The sequence below is a fragment of the Paenibacillus sp. 1001270B_150601_E10 genome (genome assembly GCF_015558675.1).
Classification (GTDB): Bacteria; Bacillota; Bacilli; order Paenibacillales; family Paenibacillaceae; genus Paenibacillus_B.
On record NZ_JADMOL010000003.1, the window covers coordinates 247619 to 266121 of the forward strand.

An 18503-nucleotide genomic window follows, 5' to 3' on the forward strand; every position below is an offset into this window, starting at 1 on the left:
ATGGTCCTCCTCCTTACGATGCGTCGTTCTCCGATTTCGAGGATTGCTGCCAGTGTACGACCCGGCGCTCAATAAGCTGCACCAAGGTAAACATCGCGATGCTCAGCAGCACAACAATAGCGATAGCGACAAACATGCGATCGGTTCGGAACGCGGCCTTCTGGAGCACCATATAATAGCCGATGCCCTTGTCGGTTCCAAGCCACTCCGCGACGATCGCACTCATGACGCTATAAGTCGCGGCGATCTTAAGCCCGGAGAATACGGAAGGGAGCGCATGCGGCAGCTCCAGCTTCCAGAAGAGCTGCGATCTTGTCGCACCTGCCATGCGCATATAGTGCAGCATGGTTCGATCCGTCTGCATAAGCCCATCCATTGCTGCAATGGAGATTGGGAAGAAGCAGACGAGTGTTATCACGACGATCTTCGGCATTAAGCCAAAGCCGAACCAGATCATAAGAAGCGGAAGCAGTGCGATCGTCGGAATATTCTGACTGACGATGATTAAGGGATAGATTGCCCGCTTCACGATCGGAATGGGATGAAGCAGCATCGCAACGAGAAGACCGAAGGCCGCTCCAAAGCCAAATCCAAGCAAGGTCAGCTTCAGCGTCGCCCAAGTATGCGAAAGCAGCACAGGAATCGAAGAGGCCGCTTCCCGTATAATATCGATCGGACCAGGCAGCATCCATTTATCCACATGAAACACCATCACAGCCGTCTGCCATAAGATAAGAAGAAGCAGGACTGCCACAAGGGGCGGTCCTGCTTGTGACCAACGTCGACGGCTCATGGGCGATATTTCTCCGTTAAGCCATCCATCGTGATGCCTTCCGGCTTATAGCAGATTTTCACTTGCGAAATGATGCTGATGCAGCCCATTTTCATAACGGCCTCATTCATGCGCTCGATAATGCTCATGAGCTCGCTAAGCTCGCCTTCCATTGTCGTCTCCAGCGGATTCACCTGGTACTTCACGCCCGACTGCTGAATAACCTCGATGGCACGGTCAACAAAAGGAATGGTATCCTCGCCGTTCTTTGTCTTCGGAATGATTTGAATGCTAACTAAACTGTTCGCCATGGTTGTCTCTCTCCTCATCTACTATATGTTCCTTTAACGTTCCGACTAATCTAAGAAAAGGGTTATCCCTGAGGCAAAAACTCATTCGTAAAGGCTTTATCTACATCGATTTCCTTATCCATCAGCTTGTTGTCCACCAGCCACTTCGCATAGTTACCCCATACTTCGCGCTTTTGCTCACCCCAGCGCGGCGCATCGTCTTGATACTTAGGGCTTAACCATTTCTGTGAAGCCTGCACAAGGTCTTTATCCAAGTCTGGAACAGCCTTGAGCAAGTGGTCAGCAGCCTCTTCCGGATGTTCGATGGCAAACTGATAGCCTTTAGATACGGCACCGACAAATGCCTTCACAAGCTCAGGATCCTCCGCAATCATCTTCTCGCTGGTAGCAAGCACTGGCGTGTAATAATCGAGCGCATCGGAAGACTCATTCACATAGATCATGTCAATCGGCTCACCACGAAGCTCAGCCTCGATTCCTGTCCATGCATAGAAGATCCACGCAAAATCGATATCCTTTTTCACCGCTGTGAAGAAGTCCGCATTCCCCATGTTGACGTTTTTCACTTTGTCGAAGTCCGCATTTTGATTTTTCATAATCGTGCGAATCACGGCCTCTTCAACGGGCGAACCCCAGCCGCCGTATGTCTTGCCTTCAAAATCTTTTGGCGATTTGATATTTTTGCTCTTTGGAGCTGCAAATCCAGACGTATTATGCTGAATGATTGCCGCTAAGGACACAATGGGCACTCCTTGCGAACGAGCCTGCGTAATATTCTCTTGTACCGTAATGCCAAACGACGCTTCACCAGATGCGATCATCGCATCGGATCCGCCCGTAGCCGGCTGAATAATCTCAACATCAAGTCCTGCTTCTTTAAAGTAACCCTCTGCCTCAGCAGCATACAGACCTGTATGATTCGTATTCGGCGTCCAGTCCAGCACGACTTTTACGGAACGAGGCTCTTTCGCATTAGGGGTATCTCCCGCTTGTTTTCCCTTGCTGTCTTGGCCGCAGGCTGCTAATGCTACGGTCATCAACATGATGATCGTAAGCAGGATGGCTTGTTTCCATCTTGTGTTGCTTGTGTGCTGCATCTTCTATATCCTCCTCTAGTGTCTTCCCGATAATGACTTTGAATCCACGACTTGCGCGTGTTCGACTCATGATCTTGATCATAAGCATCATTTAATCTTGGTATTCCCCCCGGACACCGAAGATGAACCCTGTACTGCGCATAACTGCACACAAAAAAAGCGCCCCGAATGGGACGCTGTGCGCTTGCGTATGAAGTACATAAGGTCATGCTGACAAGGGCGCTTATGTATAGACTTCTCCAAATGCTGCTCCTCACAGACTTGCGTCTATAAGATGAAGCAAATAATAGTCCATAACGAGAAGTGCCTTCAGCCTTATGCCTCGATATGACGTCTTTCCTACGCTGGCATTACCCAGATCAGGTGAAGGGTCGGTATCTTCATGGGATACAATCTCAGCCAGCCATATTCCAGCTCCCCTAGCGTGCTATTCAAGTTATCGGTTATTGCTGTAACACCCGTAATTATAGCCCCAGAGTCCCAGAATGTCCAGTATCTTCAACTTGATTTCATGACTGGTCAGTAAAGGCTACTCATGGTATGATGATTCGGAAATGTTTCAGTTGACCGATATCATTCTTGCTTTATCAACGTTCTTTGTACATACCATGGAGATGGAGGATGCCTGTCTTGGAACCTCAATCTGCTTCTATGATTCGGCAGCTTAAGCTCATTCGTCAACAGACTGAACAGCTATGGGCAGCTCTAAAATATGATGTTATGGCCAGAGGTTATGACTGTACAAAAAAACCTCTAGGGCGTTCAGCCAAGCAACATCAATAGAGGACTACGTGAACATACAGAACCTGCTTAAAGATACGATGCATCTTCCCTATACACTCGCTGGCCTTCGTACATCAATGGAGCATATGTGGGGGTATATTAGCAAACAAGCAAGCGCTGAAGAGTGCACGCGCTTCAGGGAACGGTGGGATCAGTGGATAGAAAGCGTATCGTCTGGCGATTCACCTGCTGGTGCTTCTTATGCAAATAAGAATCCTCTTCCCTATAATGCCGTTCACATTCTAACATTTATCAAGGGCTTATCCGATATTTATCAGGTTGCCTACTTATCGCGGACCTTTGAGGCAGGATTTGACGCATTACGTAACCTTTGATGTGTTACTAAGCCAACATTATATGCTAACGCAAAGGATGAACCGACACCTATGACCGACGTGTTAATCGGAAGCACCATTTCCGCCCTATCGACAGGGCTTGGCGCCATTCCTATTTTGTTTATGAAGCATCTGTCACATCGATGGCGCGATATCCTGCTTGCTTACACAGCAGGCATTATGACTTCCGCTTCGATGCTTAGCCTGATTCCAGAAGCGCTTGCGCAGTCCAATGTGCTGGTCGTAGCATTGGGGCTATTGCTAGGCACGCTTACGCTCTTGTTTCTTGAGCACAAAGTTCCGCATATGGATCTTGAGGATCCGAATGCTCGGCATCTTTTTAACCTGAACATTGATAAACAGGCCTTTCTCATTATTGCGGCCATTATACTGCATAACCTTCCGGAAGGTTTATCCGTCGGGGTAAGCTATGCAAGCTCCAATGACGCCTTAGGGCCATTGATCGCCTTTTCCATAGGCCTGCAGAATGCGCCTGAGGGTTTCCTCGTTGCCTTGTTCCTCGTTAATCAGCAGGTGAACAGGTGGAAGGCGCTTGGCATCGCAACCCTGACCGGGGTTGTAGAGATCGTAACGAGCCTCCTTGGATTTTACTTAAGCAGCATGATCGATAATCTTGTTCCATACGGCCTTGCCTTCGCCGCGGGCGCAATGATGTTTATTGTCTATAAAGAGCTTATTCCTGAGAGCCACGGTCATGGCTTTCAACGAGCTGCTACGGTATCGTTTGTGCTTGGGCTCATCACGATGTTGGCTTTATCGAACTTGATCTAAAGTATTTTAAGGGAGCAAGTTTGTATTGAATAATCAGTAAAAGACAATAAGGATGCTCTCCTATTTATATAGGAAGAGCTCCTTTCCTTTTTGGTTATGCAAACTGAGACTGCTGGCGCCCAACTATTGCATGAATGGGGGAATTGCAGGTCATCCTATGGTTTAACCCGATATTTTTCTTAAATGGAAGACCTATATACCATAGATCAACGCTTCTGCGAGGCATGATTCTCAATAAAATATGATAAATTTGAGAACACTTTTACAGATAAGCGCTTTCCCTTCGATTTACCAGACAAAGACTCTTGAAAGATTGTATTAAAGTGTTACAATGTATTTGCAACGAGTTAGATAAAATTTTCACAAATAAGATTTAACTCAGTTTCAAGCTTAATACTCAAAAATTAGAGAAGGTGTGGTTGAGATGAAAAAGAATTTAGCATTGCTTGTAGCGGCAATGATGGCATTTGGCCTATTGGTAGGTTGCGGTGCAAAAGACAACGCAGAAAGCCCTTCTACCTCTACGGAGCAGCCTTCCACTGGCACTGAGCAAGGACAATACGCAGATGGTAACTACTTTGCAAAAGGTACGCCTGACGACAACGGCTGGATGTACATGGTTCAGCTTGACGTTAAAGATGGCAAAATTACAGCTGTGAACTGGGATGCAGCTAATACAAAAACAGCTGGAGATACAAAGAAACAACAATCCATCTCCGGTGAATATGGCATGAAAAAAGGCGGAGCTTCTTCTGAATGGCATGAGCAAGCGAAGCTGATGGAAGATACATTGATTGAAAAGCAAGATCCTAAGAAAATCGAAGTAACTGACGAAGGTAAAACGGATGCAGTCTCCGGCGTATCCATTCATGTTGGTGACTTCGTGAAGCTAGCTGAACAAGCGCTTGCTGCTGGCCCTGTAGAAAAAGGTGCTTACAAAGACGGTGCTTACAAAGCTGAAGGCAAAGACTTCGATGATCAAGGCTGGAAAGAAACAATCAACGTTACCGTATTCGACGGACAAATCGTTGCGGTAAACTGGGATAACGTAAACAAAGAGGGCGCTTCTAAGAAAGAGCAAGCTGCAGCTGGAACATACGGCATGAACTGGCATGAGCAAGCTAACAATATGGAAGCTGCTTTGATCGAGAAACAAGATCCAGCTCAACTTGGCGTTAAAGAAGATGGCACAACAGATGCTGTATCTGGCGTATCCATCCACGTTAACGGCTTTGTGAAATTGGCTGAAGAAGCTCTTCAAGGCGCGAAGTAATCTTTGCCCTTGAGTACTCTCGTACGATTTAGTTTCAAAAGTTGTTCGTAATCGCGTTAAAGATAAGAAAATGAACGCTATCGAGCGATATAAAGAACATTGGCGGCTCCGAAGCAAGAATATACCGGTAATGACTTACCACCTGTGAAAATCATCACAGACTTTTTTGCCCCGGAGCCCCATTGTTTATATGGTGACATTAAAACCTGCAATAGGTTTGATGATAATTTTATTATTATTTTATCAGGGGTGAATCCAAGCCATGAAAAAGATCGTTGTATTGGGCGGCGGTTATGGCGGTGTGCTGACGGCGAAGAAGCTTGCAAAGCGTCTTAGCAATGAAAAGGACGTAAGCATTTCCCTCATAGACCGCAAACCTTATCATACGATGTTGACGGAATTGCACGAAGTGGCAGCATGCCGCGTCGACGAAGAAGCTATTAAAATGGATTTGAAGCAAATCTTTGCTGGACGTAAAGTAGATGTTGTGCTGGATGAGATCACAAGTATCGACTTTGACGGTCAGTCCCTTAAAGGTAACCACAAATCCTATGATTACGATTATCTCGTAGTTGGTACAGGTTGTAAGCCTTCCTTCTTTGGCATCCCTGGTGCTGAAGAGAATTCATTCTCGTTTTGGTCCTATGAAGATGCCGTGAAATTGAAGCGTCAAATTCGCGACATGTTCTTGCAAGCATCCAAAACACCTGATGCAGAGCGCCGTAAAGAGCTTCTTACTTTCGTTGTCGTGGGCGCGGGCTTTACAGGTGTGGAGTTGATCGGTGAGATCGCAGAATATCGTGCAGAACTCTGCCATGAGTTCCATATCGATGAAAATGAAGTTCGCTTGGTTGTTGCCGATATGGCACCTAAGATTCTTCCAATCCTTCCTGATAAATTGATTCAAAAAGCAGCTAAGTACCTTCGCAAGATGAACGTTGAAATGATTACTAGCGCGAAGATCACTGGCGTTACAGAAAATTCTGTTGTTCTTGGCGATAAAGGCGACGTTAAAGCCGCTACGATCGTATGGACAGCAGGTGTTGAAGGTTCTGACCTCGTAGGCAACCTTGACGTTCAACAAAATGGACGCAAGCGTATTGTAACGAATGATAAGCTTCAATCCGTTGATCATGAAAATGTATATGTTGTCGGCGACAACATCTTCTATATTCCTGAAGGTGAAGAGCGTCCGATTCCTCAGATGGTTGAAAATGCTGAGCTGTCTGCAGGCGTTATCGCTCACAACATCGTAGCAGACATCAAGAATGGCAAACATAAGTCATACAAACCAACCTTCCACGGAACGATGGTATGTATCGGCGGTCGTTATGGTGTAGCATCTGTCGGTCTTCCTGGCAAGATGTTCAACTGCTCTGGTTTCTTAGCAATGCTGTTCAAGCACCTGATTAACATGGTGTATTTCATTCAAGTGCTTGGCTTCCATAAAGTGTGGACTTACAAGATTCATGAGTTCTTCCGTGTGAAGAACAACCGCAGCTTCGTTGGCGGACACTTGGCTATGCGTTCTCCGAACATCTGGCTTGTACCACTTCGTATCTTTGTCGGTGGTAAATGGTTCCTTGAAGGTATAGACAAGATGCAGAAAATTCTTGCTGATCCGTCCAAGATCTTCTTGATCCCTGCTCCTGTAGCAGACGGAACATCAGGTGCTTCTGTTGCTGATGCTGCAACAAGTGCTTCCCAAGCTGCTGAAGGCGCTGCTGAAGCATTCGGTCCTGCTCTTCCAGTTCCTGATTTCCTTAAGAGCATGGTTAACTGGTCCATGGATACGTTCTTCTATACCAGCGACGGCGGCTTCACAGCTCTTGCGCACTTCTTCCAAACCGCTATGGTTGTTGCTGAATTGGTATTCGGTGCAATGTTGATTCTTGGTTTGTTCACGGCTCTTTCTTCCCTTGCGACAATGGCGATGGGCGTTATGATCTATATGTCCGGTATGGCGGGATATGAAATGCTCTGGTACTTCTTCGGTGCATGCGCATTGATCGGTGGTTCCGGAAGCACGCTTGGTCTCGACTACTACTTGTACCCTCATATGAAACGTGTCTGGAAGAAGATTCCGTTCGTGAAAAAATGGTACCTTTATACGGACTAATGCGTAAATAAGAATAGATGTGTTTCTATAAACGTAAAGTAATGTGTACATGCTGCACATTACTTTACTTATTTGTACAGGGAAGCGGGGTGTTTCTATGAACCAGAACCTCATGCAAGAGACAAATCAATTATTGAATCATGAGCTCCCACAGCAAGCTGGACTCCATCTAACGGCAGGAGAAGACGAGCCTAGTCTTCGCGATATGGCCGAGCTGCTGTTGGATTACGATATGGAACCGGAAGAGCGGCGCATCATTCTCGGATGCTATTGGCTGCTGCTTAAGGCTTATCGTTCCCATGATGGTTTGCCTGCGCATGCAGAGGTCGCAGGACGAGCCGTATTGGATGGAGACTTCCTTATGAGCTTCTATTTGCAGTTCGCGGTGCGACATGGTTTCGTAGACCTTGTTAGCGACTTAGCACGTACAAATAAGCTCATCCAGATTCGTCTTGCGGAAGGTTCAAGATCCGCAATGTCCCAGCTTCATCAGAGGCTGACTCGATTTGTTGCCAAGCGATACTCTAGACGTTACGCCTCTACGCAGCGTTATAAGCAGGTGACCTATGACGTTATCTAATGTTTCATTGCCCGATCAATTGCACATTTCGCTTGAACGTGTGAATCGAGACCTAGAACGCATCATAACCTATGATCAAGACCTTGCTTCACGATCGATCGTCGCAACGAGCGTGCTTGATCTCATTCGAGCTGGCGGCAAACGCTTACGGCCCCTAATGGTGATCGTCGGCAGCAGATTCGGGGATGACCCAGAAAATCGGGATGTATACAAATTAGCAGCTGTGTGCGAATTCATTCATGCCGCTTCCCTGATCCATGACGACATCCTAGATCAAGCTGACACACGGCGCGGGCAGCCTGCGCTTCATCGCAAGGTTGGAACCAAAACCGCGGTATACATCGGCAATTACATCACCTGCCGTGTCATTGAGCTGCTCACCGGCCAAGGCACTGAGCTTGAGAATTACATTCAAGATCTTACATCGGTTACAACAACCCAGCTCTGTCTTGGGGAATATCAGCAGATGGAACAGCGTTATAATTTCAATATTACGTTGGAACAATATTGGGAGAAGACGCGCAATAAGACGGCCCTCTTGATGGCCGCTTCCCTGCAGGTAGGCGCAAGAGCAGGCATGGCAGACCTTGAAGTGGCGGATGCCTTATATGAGTTCGGCGATTACTTAGGGATGGCCTTCCAGGTACGAGATGATGTGCTCGATTACATGCAGACGGCAGATACGCTTGGTAAGCCGGCTGGTGCCGATCTTCGAAATGGACAGGTAACCCTTCCAGCTATGATCGCAAAGGAGGATCCGTATATCCGCAAGCACCTTATCACCTTGACAGAGGAATCACCGATCGAAGCCTTTGATGAGGCGGTTGGGCTTATCCGGGATAGTGGGGCGCTGGCGGAGGCACTGGATATGAGTCATGCCTTTATGCAAAAAGCTTGGAATCTGTCCGAAGAGCTGGCGGATTATCCTGCACATCGAGACCTGCAAACGCTGTGGCGTTATTTTGAAGAACGAACGTATTAGATCCCATCCACTTTCATGACGTTCAGCAGAATGGTATGATGGGAATACCTGTCACGATGCATTTGTTGTTCAAAAGGAGGATGGACGGTGCAGCCTCGTCGATTTGTTATTGAAGCCATTATGCTCGCGATATACGGCCACCTGCTTGATCCCAAGCAGCCGGTACAGTATATCATTCCGTATACTTCGATCATGGAGCTATATGAAATACGCGAGAGCGGAGAGCGGGTTATGCCGGAACCAGAGGAAGATCAGCTCGCACAGCGTTATATCCATGAGCTGCTTGATTATTTCGAAAGCGATCTGAATGATAAAAAGATCAAACGGGCGCTTTCTCAGCCATGGAAGAGCAGTCAGCCTCTCCTGTTAGAGTCAAATGCGAGCTGTATCGTGATCAATGCGATGGACAATATGCAGTACGGGGAGCTCTTTGACCCTATTGAAACGGAATTGATCTTAACGAGCATTCGGGAGCAAGCTCCGCTGTTAACCGATCAATTCGAGTTTATTAGTCGGCTCATTGAACACGAAGTCCCTGTTCCGGTCTATGATGTGGATGACTTTGAATATGCTGTCGAGCATGATCTGGAGACCGATCATTATCGGCTAGGCAAACCTTAATAAAAAGAGACAGTCCCTTTTTCATCCTATCGATGAGTTTAAGGGGCTGTCTCTTTTTTTATCAGGCCATTCTAGTGCGCAGCTGCGAGACCTTCCTCAGGTATTTCCTCACGTTGGCTGCTTTTATCCCACTGCTTAAAGAATGGGTAGTACAAAAGGAAAGCTATCAATACATTCACCAATTGCATAACCGCCCCGGATATCTTACCGCCAGTTGCTAAAAATCCGCTGATGCCGATTGGCATTGTCCAAGGAATTGCAATCCCGACAGGACGAGCAACCCATCCCCATGACATGGCATAGTATGTGACGACTGCTGTGACTATCGGTGTGAGAATGAAAGGGATTCCTAGTCTTGGGTTCAAGACGATGGGAATGCTGTAAATGATAGGCTCGCTAATGTTAAATATGGCGGGAAGCAGGGATACCTTCCCCATCACTCGAGCCTGCTTGCTGACCGCAAATACATTCATCAGCACCACTAGTGCCAGCAAGGAGCCCGCACCACCGATTGCAATCCACACATCGAAAAATTGCTGTGTCACAATATGAGGCGGCGTCAAATCGGGATGATTTGTGTAAAACATCCGATTCTCATCCATGAGTGTAATCCATACGGGGACGACAAATGCGCCTATAAGTGCTCCGCCGTGAATGCCAAGTAGCCAGAACAGCTGCATCACGAGAACAATAACTACAACCCCGCCGATGGACCCCGCAGCTTGTTTCAAGGGCTCAGCTAGGAGCCGGGATACAATATCAAACAAATCCTTGTAGCCTCCCCACTCGATTCCGACTCGGACGAGGAAGAAAAACAGAATGACGACGAGCACTGGTATTAAAGCAGACAAGGAACGGGCAACAACAGCAGGTACCTGTGAAGGAAGCGAGATAAGCGCTTTTCTTTTTGCAAGGAGTTGGACGAATTTGAAGGAAACCAGCGCCACGAGGATTCCGACGAATATCCCTTTGCTTCCTAAATACGTGGTCGAGATAACCCCGTCGATTCGAACCTCTGCTTGCTGAATGACCAATTGCGTATAATCTGGCGTTAGCATGAAAAAGGACACGAGACTCAGAACACCGCACAGCACTGCATCAAGCTCTGCCCTCTCTCCAAGCCGATAGGCGACACCAAAGCTGATCACAAGCGCGGAGATGCCGTAGGTGGCATGGATCGGAATCATCAATGCTGTCTTCCATTCGCTGCCGAATAGGCTCGACATCCACTGCTCATAGCCAGGTATAGGCAGGCTTGAAAAGATCAGAAAAAGAGAGCCAATCATAAAAAGAGGAATCGTCAGCATGACACTATCCCGGATCGATAGGATATAAGGGTTGTCTGCCCATGCAGCAACGCTATTTTTTATTCTGGTTGATAGAGACAGGGGTTGAATGGGTGATTCCCCCTTAGGAAGATATTTTGGCATCTGGAGTATTCCTCGCCTTATAAGAGGCAGCCTCGTACAAGTAAGGCTCCATCCGATCCACAACCTTCTCCCATGTGAACTTGGATATCGCTTTGTCATACCCTTTGTCGCCCATACGCTGCATACGGTCAGGATGCTCAAACAAATGGGTGATGTGCTGCACAAGCTGACTGACATCGTCTCGTTGAAGCAGTAAGCCTGTCCTTCCGTCATCAATAACCTCAGGCACTCCACCTGTTAGAGTACCGATACATGGAAGTTGATAAGCCATCGCTTCAGCAAAGACATGGCCGAAGGTCTCGGAACGTGTAGGCAGCACAAAGAGGTCTGCTTGACGGTATAAGGCATCCATCTGATCTTTGGACTGCACAATGCCTTTGTACACTACGCTTGGCACAGGCGGCATCGGATGGCCAACGGGATTACCGACTATCGTGGCCTTCGCTCCCGGAAACCGCTCCTTAATGATAGGCATGGCCTGCAGCAATGTATCGAGTCCCTTGGCTGAATAATTGTTGCCAACGAACAGGATGTGATGGCTGCCATAAGCCTTATGGATACGCTCAGGAACCGTGTCCATATTGATCCCACCCCATACCGTTACCGCTCGGTCAGGATGCACCCCATAGTCATGGATGTACGACATGCGCACCTTATCGGTAAAGGCAAATACATAAGCGGCTTGCTGCAGCATTTTCGTCTGGAGCTCATTAATCTCCTTGCGAATCTTCGGAATGACCCAATGCGGATATTCTCGTTCATTCAGCTTCGTTGTCCAGTCGTTGTATAGGCAATACGGGGCAATGCTCGGGTATTGATCCGTGGGTGAGAAGAAGAACTGCCACTGGAAAATAAGATCAAAACTCACTGCCCTTTGCTCCAAATGTTTGCGGCAAATCCGGCTCTTCGCCCGGAACAAGGCGCCATGACGCTTGTAGGCTCGCTTCCATTCTTTATTCCCTATTTGATAGGTGCTTAGCAAGGAATACGCTCGAGATAAGAGGTGCGGCCTCGGCTGATAGAGCTCGACCAACTCAGCTCGTTTGCCCAACTCCTTAAAAAAGTAATGCATCGCGCCTCCCACACCCGTCGTTTGCGTGGTATACTCGGTTTCCGATGAGGACAACCCCATAATTCTCATCCTGCTCCTCCTCTATCAGGAATTTCCGTTATTCTATAAAATGATCCTTCATTACACTTTAAACGAACGCTGCTGCTTCACAAACCACAAAGCATTCCGGTCAATGATGCGATAGATCGAATCTCCTGCAGAAGACAATGCATTTACGAGTGATTCCTCAACGACATTGTAGGCAAAGCGCTCGCTCTTTTCTTGCTCAATCTTCTTTTGCATATAGTAGGTCCCCGAGACGGAATACGCCCCAACCTTCACCTGCTTCGTCAATTCCATAAACTGCGGCATATGCTTTTGAATGCGATGGACTTTTTGTGAGGTGGCTTCATTTAATCGAAGAAGGGTTTGAACGGGCGGCGAGTGGAGATAGTCGGATAGGAAGCTTTCATTGGTTAGTAGAAGTTGAGCCATGAGGATCAGCTGGAAGTTCTCAAGTGGTTTGACAATGACATAATTGGAGCCATCCAGAACGTCGGTGAGCATCTGAATGTTCATTTCGGTGAAGTTGCCTACGAGGATCTTTTGACCAGTATCTAATTTGTCGGGGGTATGTTCGAGATAAATGTATGCGTTCTTCGTTTCCGAATTCTGAGAGAAGGAGCTGATCTTAATATCGGTGCGCTGAATCTTCTCTAAAGCTTGTCTTGTAAGGAGCACCTCATGCTCAATCCGTCCTAACGTTAAGATGCTGTCGATTCCGCTGTTGGCAAAGCTCGTCGTAATCTGCTCAATCACATCGGCAGTGTCGGTATAATCCAGCTGTCCTGCTGAGTCTTTCACTCCCCATGTGCCGTCCTTATTCAAAGCGATACTGAAAGGATCAACGACAATCTCAAGCTTGTCCTTCGGATAATGTTCTCGTATCAATCGAATGGCCTCGCTATGGCTCCGAATCGCTGCTTTATAATCCGGTCCATATATGCTTCCGCGAATGCGCAGCACAACGGAGGTGATTCCATGCGCCAATAGTTCTTCGATAAAGGCAATGGCATTCTCTGTGGATCGAAATGGATACTGCGGCATGTTGGTCATGACCGAGGTCTGATTGCCAGTCAGCGTGACATCGATGTCGATCGGCTGTGAAAAATGCTCAGGCAGCACCTTGGTCTCATACTCCTTCATGATTCTTCTGCTTGTCGTTCCTTCAAGCTTGATTGAAGCATCTAATAACCCTACCATATTTGTTTCCCTCCATTTTCCTTTAATTTATATTTCAGTTATATTTATAAATTAATTCCAGTATTATTACAAGTCTTTTTTTATTATTCCTGTTGATTTACAAGGAATTAATGAAGTAATAATAAAGATCGCTTCTTCAGCATTCGCCATATGACGTCATACCTGAAGAAGCGATCGCTTATGCTTTATATGGACTCCACGACATTGCGTATAATGCGTATGCCGACATCATGACTAGCAGATAGAATGGACTCTGGATGGAACTGAACAGCCGTAATTGGAAGCTCCCTGTGACGTATAGCCATCACGACTTCATCCTCCGTAACAGCCGTAACCTTCAAGCAATCCGGTACCGAGCTCGCATACAGGGAATGGTAGCGCGAGATCGTAATTTCCTTCTCGAGCCCCTTCCATAGCTCACATTCCTCCGTAAGCTGAATCTTCGAGCTCTTGCCATGCATAGGGTAAGACAACGTGCCTAATGACCCGCCAAAATATTCTACGATGCCTTGAAGTCCAAGACATACGCCGAATACCGGCACCTTCTGCTTGAGGCAGAGATCAATGGTATCATGAAGCCCGAACTCTTCAGGCCGACCTGGACCCGGAGACAAGACAACCAGATCATAACGGCCAGACTGAATTTGCTCTCTAGCAGCAGCGTAACGATAAGTCACGACCTCTGCTCCTGTTTGTCTAAAATAGTTGCCTAGTGTATGCACAAACGAATCCTCATGGTCCACCACTAGGATGCGCTTGCCCTGTCCGCTAAGCTCATTCGCCGTAACGGACTCAGCGGCTTCATCAAAGCCCCGAATCGCTTTGACTAATGCGGCTGCCTTCGTCAACGTTTCCTTCTCCTCTAAGGCAGGATCGGAATCAATATGCAGCGTCGCTCCAACCTTAATCTCTGCGATGCCATTCTTAATCCGAATCGTTCTAAGCGTTAAGCCGGTATTCAAATGTCCATCAAAACCATACACCCCGACAGCGCCGCCATACCACTTACGATCCGAGCTCTCGTGATTCTCGATCCACTGAATCGCTGCACGCTTCGGCGCCCCCGTAATGGTTACAGCCCACATATGGGTCATGAATGCGTCCAACGCATCGAATGAAGGCTCCAAATAGCCCTCCACATGGTCAACAGTGTGAATCAAGTGAGAGTACATTTCAAGCTGTCTGCGCCCAATGACTTTGACTGAACCAGGCACGCAAATGCGTGACTTATCATTGCGGTCGACATCCGTGCACATTGTGAGCTCCGCTTCATCCTTGGTGGAATTCAACAGCGTACGTATATTGTCTGCGTCCTCAATGGCATTCTTGCCTCGATGGATCGTTCCGGAGATGGGACAGGTCTCTACCCGACTTTCCTCTACACGGACATACATTTCCGGAGAAGAGCCGACTAGGATCTCTTCGCCTAAATTCACGATAAAGCCATAGGGACTAGGATTCAGCTTCTTCAAGCGCTGGAATATTCGCGAAGGAGCATCCACACAGGCTTCATATAAGGTCTGGGACGGCACGACCTCGAATAGATTGCCCGCCTTGAACTCCTCGATTGCTTGCGTGACAAGACCTGCATAGTAGCCTGGCTTGTATTCATACTGTAAAGGCTCTGCTTCAGAAGCCTTAGTAGGCTCCACAAAGGTCTTCGTTCTAGGCATGCCTCTTGTTGTATATTGGTCCTTCGTAAATTCATACGAAAGCTGGTACGCACATGACATTTGGTGGTCCACGACTATAATTTCATCCGGAATATATAGAATCAAGTCTGAGGAATCGGCATCACGCTTCTGACGAAACGCAATCGCTTCGAGCTGGAATACAAGGTCGTATCCAAAGGCACCGTACAATCCTAAGAAGGAATCTTCAGGTGCGTAGAACAAATTCTTAAGCGCGCGCAGCACTTGGAAAATGGAAGGCTGAGATGTTCTCTCTTCTTCCGTAAACGTTCCTTCTGTGCGATGAATGATTCCTTCAATCGTGCTTCCCTGAAGAGAGACCTCAATGGAATCAAGCTCAACTAGAGCCTCAAGCAAGATGGGAATCATCACTTCCCCGCGCGCATTCAGCGCTTCCATATAGAAGCGGTTGTCCACGGTCCTAAGCTGTATCGGCGGGTGAACAAATCCCATGTCCCAGCGCGAATATCGGCCTGGATATTCATAGGAGCTTGAATATAGAGCTCCTCTCGCCGTATCGATCTGTTCCAATATAGAGTCAACGGCGGATTCCTCTCGTAGCGGTGCAATGACGCGAATGATCTCGACTTTCCCTTGGGTGGTGTACTCCTGCTCTTCAGGATGATACGTCAGTTGGGACAAAATGCTCTTCATTTTTCTAACCTCCGTTTTGACAGAGGAGAACAGGGGGGTAAAGGGTTTGTGGGGAACACAAATATAAATCTAACTACGCTCTCCTGTCTCATCTCAGCTAATCTAAACTCAACTCAACTGCTTTACATTCATGCTTGCAAACGATTATAGCATAGTTGTAAGGAGCAGAAAATACCAATGGCAGAATCTGCACAAAAGGGTTTTCTTAAATCCCTTTTGTGGTTTTCTTTTAAGTTGCTGCTTCAGCTGATAGCGCTAAGGACATGCTTACAGGCCCAATAGATTGTCTCAAAAAAGCAAAGAAGCGACCCGCCTGTAAGTGGCTGCGGTCGCTTTAAATATATTGCTATAACCAAGCATATTGATCTTTGAGTAATGCTAGAAACAGCCTGTCCTAACCGAGCAGGAACTGATCCGCCAGCGTAAAGAACAGAATGGTCATGCTGATGACCTGATTGAGGTTATAGGACGCAAGATTCATCCGCTTGCGGCTCGTCGGCTTGATAATATTATGCTCTACCGCAAGCAGCATAATGGAAATAACGATTCCCGTCAGGTAGAGCCAGCCTAAGCCTTGAATAAAGTACAGCGCCAGCAGCAGCATGACCATGATGCCATGCAGCGTTCTCGAGATCAAGAGCGCGTCCTCGAAGCCAAACACACGAGGAACGCTCCATAAGCCTGTGGCGCGATCGAACTCGATATCCTGCGTAGCGTATATGATATCGAAGCCTGCAATCCACAGCATGACGATCGTGCCGATAATGAACGGCGTAAACGCGAATTGCCCCGTTACGGCGAACCATGCGCCGATTGGCGCCGAGGCAATTGTAAAGCCAAGGTACAAGTGGCACAGCCAGGTAAATCGCTTCGTGTACGAATACGAACAAATGAGTACGATCGCGACAGGCGAGAGCCATAAGCAGAGCGGGTTAAGCATTCCTGCAGCGAGAATAAAGAACGCGAAGTTGACGGTCACAAATACGTATACCTCTCGCGGCAGCAGAATCTTCCGCGGCATATGGCGGTTAGCGGTTCTTGGGTTCGCGGCATCAAACTTCAGGTCCACGATGCGGTTGAACGCATTCGCCCCATTGCGCGCTGCCACGAGCGCGATTAGGGACCACAGCATGACGCGTGTCGATGGGATGCCGCCCGCTGCCCAGATCATCGAGATGACCGCAAAGGGCAGCGAGAACAGCGTATGAGAGAACATGACCAATTCTCCGAACATCTTGGTCTTATGAACGACTTTGTTGATCATTTGCATTAGGAATCCGACCTCATCTATTTACGATGTGTTAACGATCCAAGGACCTCATCCAAGGCCTTCAGCATCGCTTCAATATCTTCCCAAGGGGTTACCATCGCCGGCTGGAAGGCAAGCACGTTGCGGCCGACGCCATTTTTACCAATAATAAATCCTCTATCCTTCATGTTCTCCAGGATGATATCCGTCCATTCGGCGCTTTGCTGGTCATCAGCGCCCCGAACCTCAGCCCCTGCCATGAAGCCTTTGCCGCGGACATCCACGATGGCGCTGTGCTTCGCTTGAAGCTCCTTGAGCCCTTCAATAAGCTTTCCCCCAATGTGTTGAGAGCGCTCGACTAAGCCCTCCTGTTCGATGTAATCCAAGACAGCAAGCGCTGTAGCAGAGGATACCGGATTGCCGCCAAAGGTAGACGCGGACGGGCGGTTCAAGCTCGCAGCGATCTCATCTGTCGTCGAGAAAGCACCGATCGGGATGCCGTTGCCTAATGCTTTCGCCATGGTCAGAATGTCGGGTACAATGCCAAAATGCTCGATGCCGAACATGCGGCCTGTGCGGCCATAGCCGGTTTGAATCTCATCTGCGATCAGCAGAATGCCATGCTTCTCGAGCATCGCCTTCATCTCGCTGAAGTACCAATCCGGCGGGACGATCATTCCACCGTTGCCTTGTATCGGCTCCACAATCATGGCAGCGAACGTGTCCCCCTTCTCCGCAAGCACATCTGCAAGCGCGTCCAAGGAGCGGCGCGCAGCCGATTCCACGTCCATTGAAGCATCATAGGGGCGCGGGATAAACGTTGTGACTTCTTTATCCAAGAAGTCATCCGTACGCCACATCGGGATGCCCGTTACATTCATGGTCAAGAATGTACGTCCATGAAGGCCGTATTCCAGCGCCAAGAAGCTGCGGCGCTTCGTGTGCATGCGAGCGACGAGCAGCGCGCCCTCATTTGCCTCAGAGCCGCTGTTTACGAAGAACGTACGCTTCAGATTGCCTGGCAGAATGCCGTTAGCGAGTCGTTCTGCCAAGTCTACCATCGGCTGCGTAAGATAGATCGTTGACGTATGCTGAAGCTTCTGAAGCTGCTCAATCGTCCGTCCCGTAATCGCCTCGTTGCAGTGTCCGCAAGCTACGACGGATACACCTGTGAAGAAATCAACATAAGACTTGCCTTCCTGATCGTACAATTTATGCATCTTGCCGCCTACAATCTGAGGCGGGTTCTTATAAAAATTAGCCGTACATGGGTAGCCATATTGCTTGCGCTTCGCCACGATGGCCTCTGGCCCGATATACGCTTGATCCTCATGTGTCATGAATGTTCACCTCTTCAATGTATTGTCGTCCTACCGGAAGTCCGTGAAGAAGCGGCAGACTGATGAGCCTGCCGCCCTTGCATGGATGCCTTACCTAAGCTGTCTTCCTCTTCGCTGTCACGAGCCTGGCAGGATCTTAATGAATCACAGAACTGCATGC

The 18503-nt window shown here is 48.0% G+C and carries 16 protein-coding genes and 1 riboswitch; of the genes, 7 read left to right on the forward strand and 9 right to left on the reverse strand.

The features are described 5' to 3' along the window. Window positions 1–13 precede the first annotated feature (13 nt). The 3 genes from I2H74_RS09750 to I2H74_RS09760 form a co-directional block, all read right to left on the reverse strand. Window positions 14–793 carry an ABC transporter permease gene (locus I2H74_RS09750; RefSeq protein ID WP_195573768.1) on the reverse strand — a complete coding sequence of 260 codons (780 nt, stop codon included), beginning with the start codon at window positions 791–793 and terminating at the stop codon, window positions 14–16. Beyond that, complete coding sequence (locus I2H74_RS09755; protein ID WP_195573769.1) at window positions 790–1083, reverse strand: thiamine-binding protein; 294 nt, start codon at window positions 1081–1083, stop codon at window positions 790–792. Before I2H74_RS09755 ends, I2H74_RS09750 begins: the two co-directional genes overlap by 4 nt. Before the next feature lie 62 nt (window positions 1084–1145). Continuing rightward, window positions 1146–2180 carry an ABC transporter substrate-binding protein gene (locus tag I2H74_RS09760; protein WP_195573770.1) on the reverse strand — a complete coding sequence of 345 codons (1035 nt, stop codon included), beginning with the start codon at window positions 2178–2180 and terminating at the stop codon, window positions 1146–1148. A gap of 318 nt (window positions 2181–2498) precedes the next feature. Next, a riboswitch (TPP riboswitch) is annotated at window positions 2499–2611 on the reverse strand. A 360-nt stretch (window positions 2612–2971) separates the two neighbouring features. Here I2H74_RS09760 and I2H74_RS09765 point away from each other — a divergent pair. The 7 genes from I2H74_RS09765 (at window position 2972) to I2H74_RS09795 (ending at window position 9665) form a co-directional block, all read left to right on the forward strand. After that, window positions 2972–3298: a DUF1722 domain-containing protein gene (locus tag I2H74_RS09765; RefSeq protein ID WP_195573771.1), complete on the forward strand. Its 327-nt coding sequence runs from the start codon at window positions 2972–2974 to the stop codon at window positions 3296–3298. Between the two features lie 51 nt (window positions 3299–3349). Next, window positions 3350–4090, forward strand: coding sequence for a ZIP family metal transporter (locus I2H74_RS09770; RefSeq protein ID WP_195573772.1), 741 nt, complete (start codon window positions 3350–3352; stop codon window positions 4088–4090). A gap of 424 nt (window positions 4091–4514) precedes the next feature. Further along, entirely contained in the window at window positions 4515–5363 is an 849-nt protein-coding gene (locus tag I2H74_RS09775) for an FMN-binding protein (RefSeq protein WP_195573773.1), read from the forward strand. Window positions 5364–5625: 262 nt separating this feature from the next. Then, a complete protein-coding gene (locus tag I2H74_RS09780) occupies window positions 5626–7482 on the forward strand; it encodes an NAD(P)/FAD-dependent oxidoreductase (protein ID WP_195573774.1) in 1857 nt (618 codons plus the stop codon). 97 nt (window positions 7483–7579) lie between these two features. After that, window positions 7580–8062 carry an adenylate kinase and related kinase gene (locus I2H74_RS09785; RefSeq protein WP_195573775.1) on the forward strand — a complete coding sequence of 161 codons (483 nt, stop codon included), beginning with the start codon at window positions 7580–7582 and terminating at the stop codon, window positions 8060–8062. Then, window positions 8049–9044, forward strand: a complete 996-nt coding sequence (locus I2H74_RS09790; protein ID WP_195573776.1) for a polyprenyl synthetase family protein — start codon at window positions 8049–8051, stop codon at window positions 9042–9044. Before I2H74_RS09785 ends, I2H74_RS09790 begins: the two co-directional genes overlap by 14 nt. Window positions 9045–9131: 87 nt before the next feature. Next, on the forward strand, window positions 9132–9665 hold the full coding sequence (locus I2H74_RS09795; protein WP_324254041.1) for an ADP-heptose synthase: 534 nt from the start codon (window positions 9132–9134) through the stop codon (window positions 9663–9665). A 71-nt stretch (window positions 9666–9736) separates the two neighbouring features. Here I2H74_RS09795 and I2H74_RS09800 read toward each other — a convergent pair whose 3' ends face one another. The 6 genes from I2H74_RS09800 to I2H74_RS09825 all read right to left on the reverse strand — a co-directional run bounded on the left by I2H74_RS09800 (window position 9737) and on the right by I2H74_RS09825 (window position 18343). Further along, window positions 9737–11095 carry a PTS sugar transporter subunit IIC gene (locus I2H74_RS09800; RefSeq protein WP_195573777.1) on the reverse strand — a complete coding sequence of 453 codons (1359 nt, stop codon included), beginning with the start codon at window positions 11093–11095 and terminating at the stop codon, window positions 9737–9739. Further along, the gene (locus tag I2H74_RS09805) at window positions 11076–12236 is read right to left on the reverse strand and encodes a glycosyltransferase family 4 protein (protein WP_195573778.1); all 1161 of its coding nucleotides are present in this window, start codon (window positions 12234–12236) and stop codon (window positions 11076–11078) included. Before I2H74_RS09805 ends, I2H74_RS09800 begins: the two co-directional genes overlap by 20 nt. A gap of 51 nt (window positions 12237–12287) precedes the next feature. Then, complete coding sequence (locus tag I2H74_RS09810) at window positions 12288–13409, reverse strand: delta-aminolevulinic acid dehydratase (RefSeq protein WP_195573779.1); 1122 nt, start codon at window positions 13407–13409, stop codon at window positions 12288–12290. A 185-nt stretch (window positions 13410–13594) separates the two neighbouring features. After that, window positions 13595–15754: an anthranilate synthase component I gene (locus I2H74_RS09815; RefSeq protein WP_195573780.1), complete on the reverse strand. Its 2160-nt coding sequence runs from the start codon at window positions 15752–15754 to the stop codon at window positions 13595–13597. 394 nt (window positions 15755–16148) lie between these two features. Beyond that, window positions 16149–17024, reverse strand: a complete 876-nt coding sequence (locus tag I2H74_RS09820) for a UbiA-like polyprenyltransferase (protein WP_195573781.1) — start codon at window positions 17022–17024, stop codon at window positions 16149–16151. A gap of 17 nt (window positions 17025–17041) precedes the next feature. After that, complete coding sequence (locus I2H74_RS09825; RefSeq protein ID WP_195573782.1) at window positions 17042–18343, reverse strand: aspartate aminotransferase family protein; 1302 nt, start codon at window positions 18341–18343, stop codon at window positions 17042–17044. Between the last annotated feature and the right edge of the window lie 160 nt (window positions 18344–18503).

Coding starts and splice junctions, on each gene's coding strand:
- I2H74_RS09825 (WP_195573782.1), bottom strand. CDS start 18,343: ATGACACATGAGGATCAAGCGTATATCGGGCCAGAGGCCATCGTGGCG.
- I2H74_RS09750 (WP_195573768.1), bottom strand. CDS start 793: ATGAGCCGTCGACGTTGGTCACAAGCAGGACCGCCCCTTGTGGCAGTC.
- I2H74_RS09775 (WP_195573773.1), top strand. CDS start 4,515: ATGAAAAAGAATTTAGCATTGCTTGTAGCGGCAATGATGGCATTTGGC.
- I2H74_RS09800 (WP_195573777.1), bottom strand. CDS start 11,095: ATGCCAAAATATCTTCCTAAGGGGGAATCACCCATTCAACCCCTGTCT.
- I2H74_RS09780 (WP_195573774.1), top strand. CDS start 5,626: ATGAAAAAGATCGTTGTATTGGGCGGCGGTTATGGCGGTGTGCTGACG.
- I2H74_RS09790 (WP_195573776.1), top strand. CDS start 8,049: ATGACGTTATCTAATGTTTCATTGCCCGATCAATTGCACATTTCGCTT.
- I2H74_RS09820 (WP_195573781.1), bottom strand. CDS start 17,024: ATGCAAATGATCAACAAAGTCGTTCATAAGACCAAGATGTTCGGAGAA.
- I2H74_RS09785 (WP_195573775.1), top strand. CDS start 7,580: ATGAACCAGAACCTCATGCAAGAGACAAATCAATTATTGAATCATGAG.
- I2H74_RS09770 (WP_195573772.1), top strand. CDS start 3,350: ATGACCGACGTGTTAATCGGAAGCACCATTTCCGCCCTATCGACAGGG.
- I2H74_RS09805 (WP_195573778.1), bottom strand. CDS start 12,236: ATGAGAATTATGGGGTTGTCCTCATCGGAAACCGAGTATACCACGCAA.
- I2H74_RS09755 (WP_195573769.1), bottom strand. CDS start 1,083: ATGGCGAACAGTTTAGTTAGCATTCAAATCATTCCGAAGACAAAGAAC.
- I2H74_RS09760 (WP_195573770.1), bottom strand. CDS start 2,180: ATGCAGCACACAAGCAACACAAGATGGAAACAAGCCATCCTGCTTACG.
- I2H74_RS09815 (WP_195573780.1), bottom strand. CDS start 15,754: ATGAAGAGCATTTTGTCCCAACTGACGTATCATCCTGAAGAGCAGGAG.
- I2H74_RS09810 (WP_195573779.1), bottom strand. CDS start 13,409: ATGGTAGGGTTATTAGATGCTTCAATCAAGCTTGAAGGAACGACAAGC.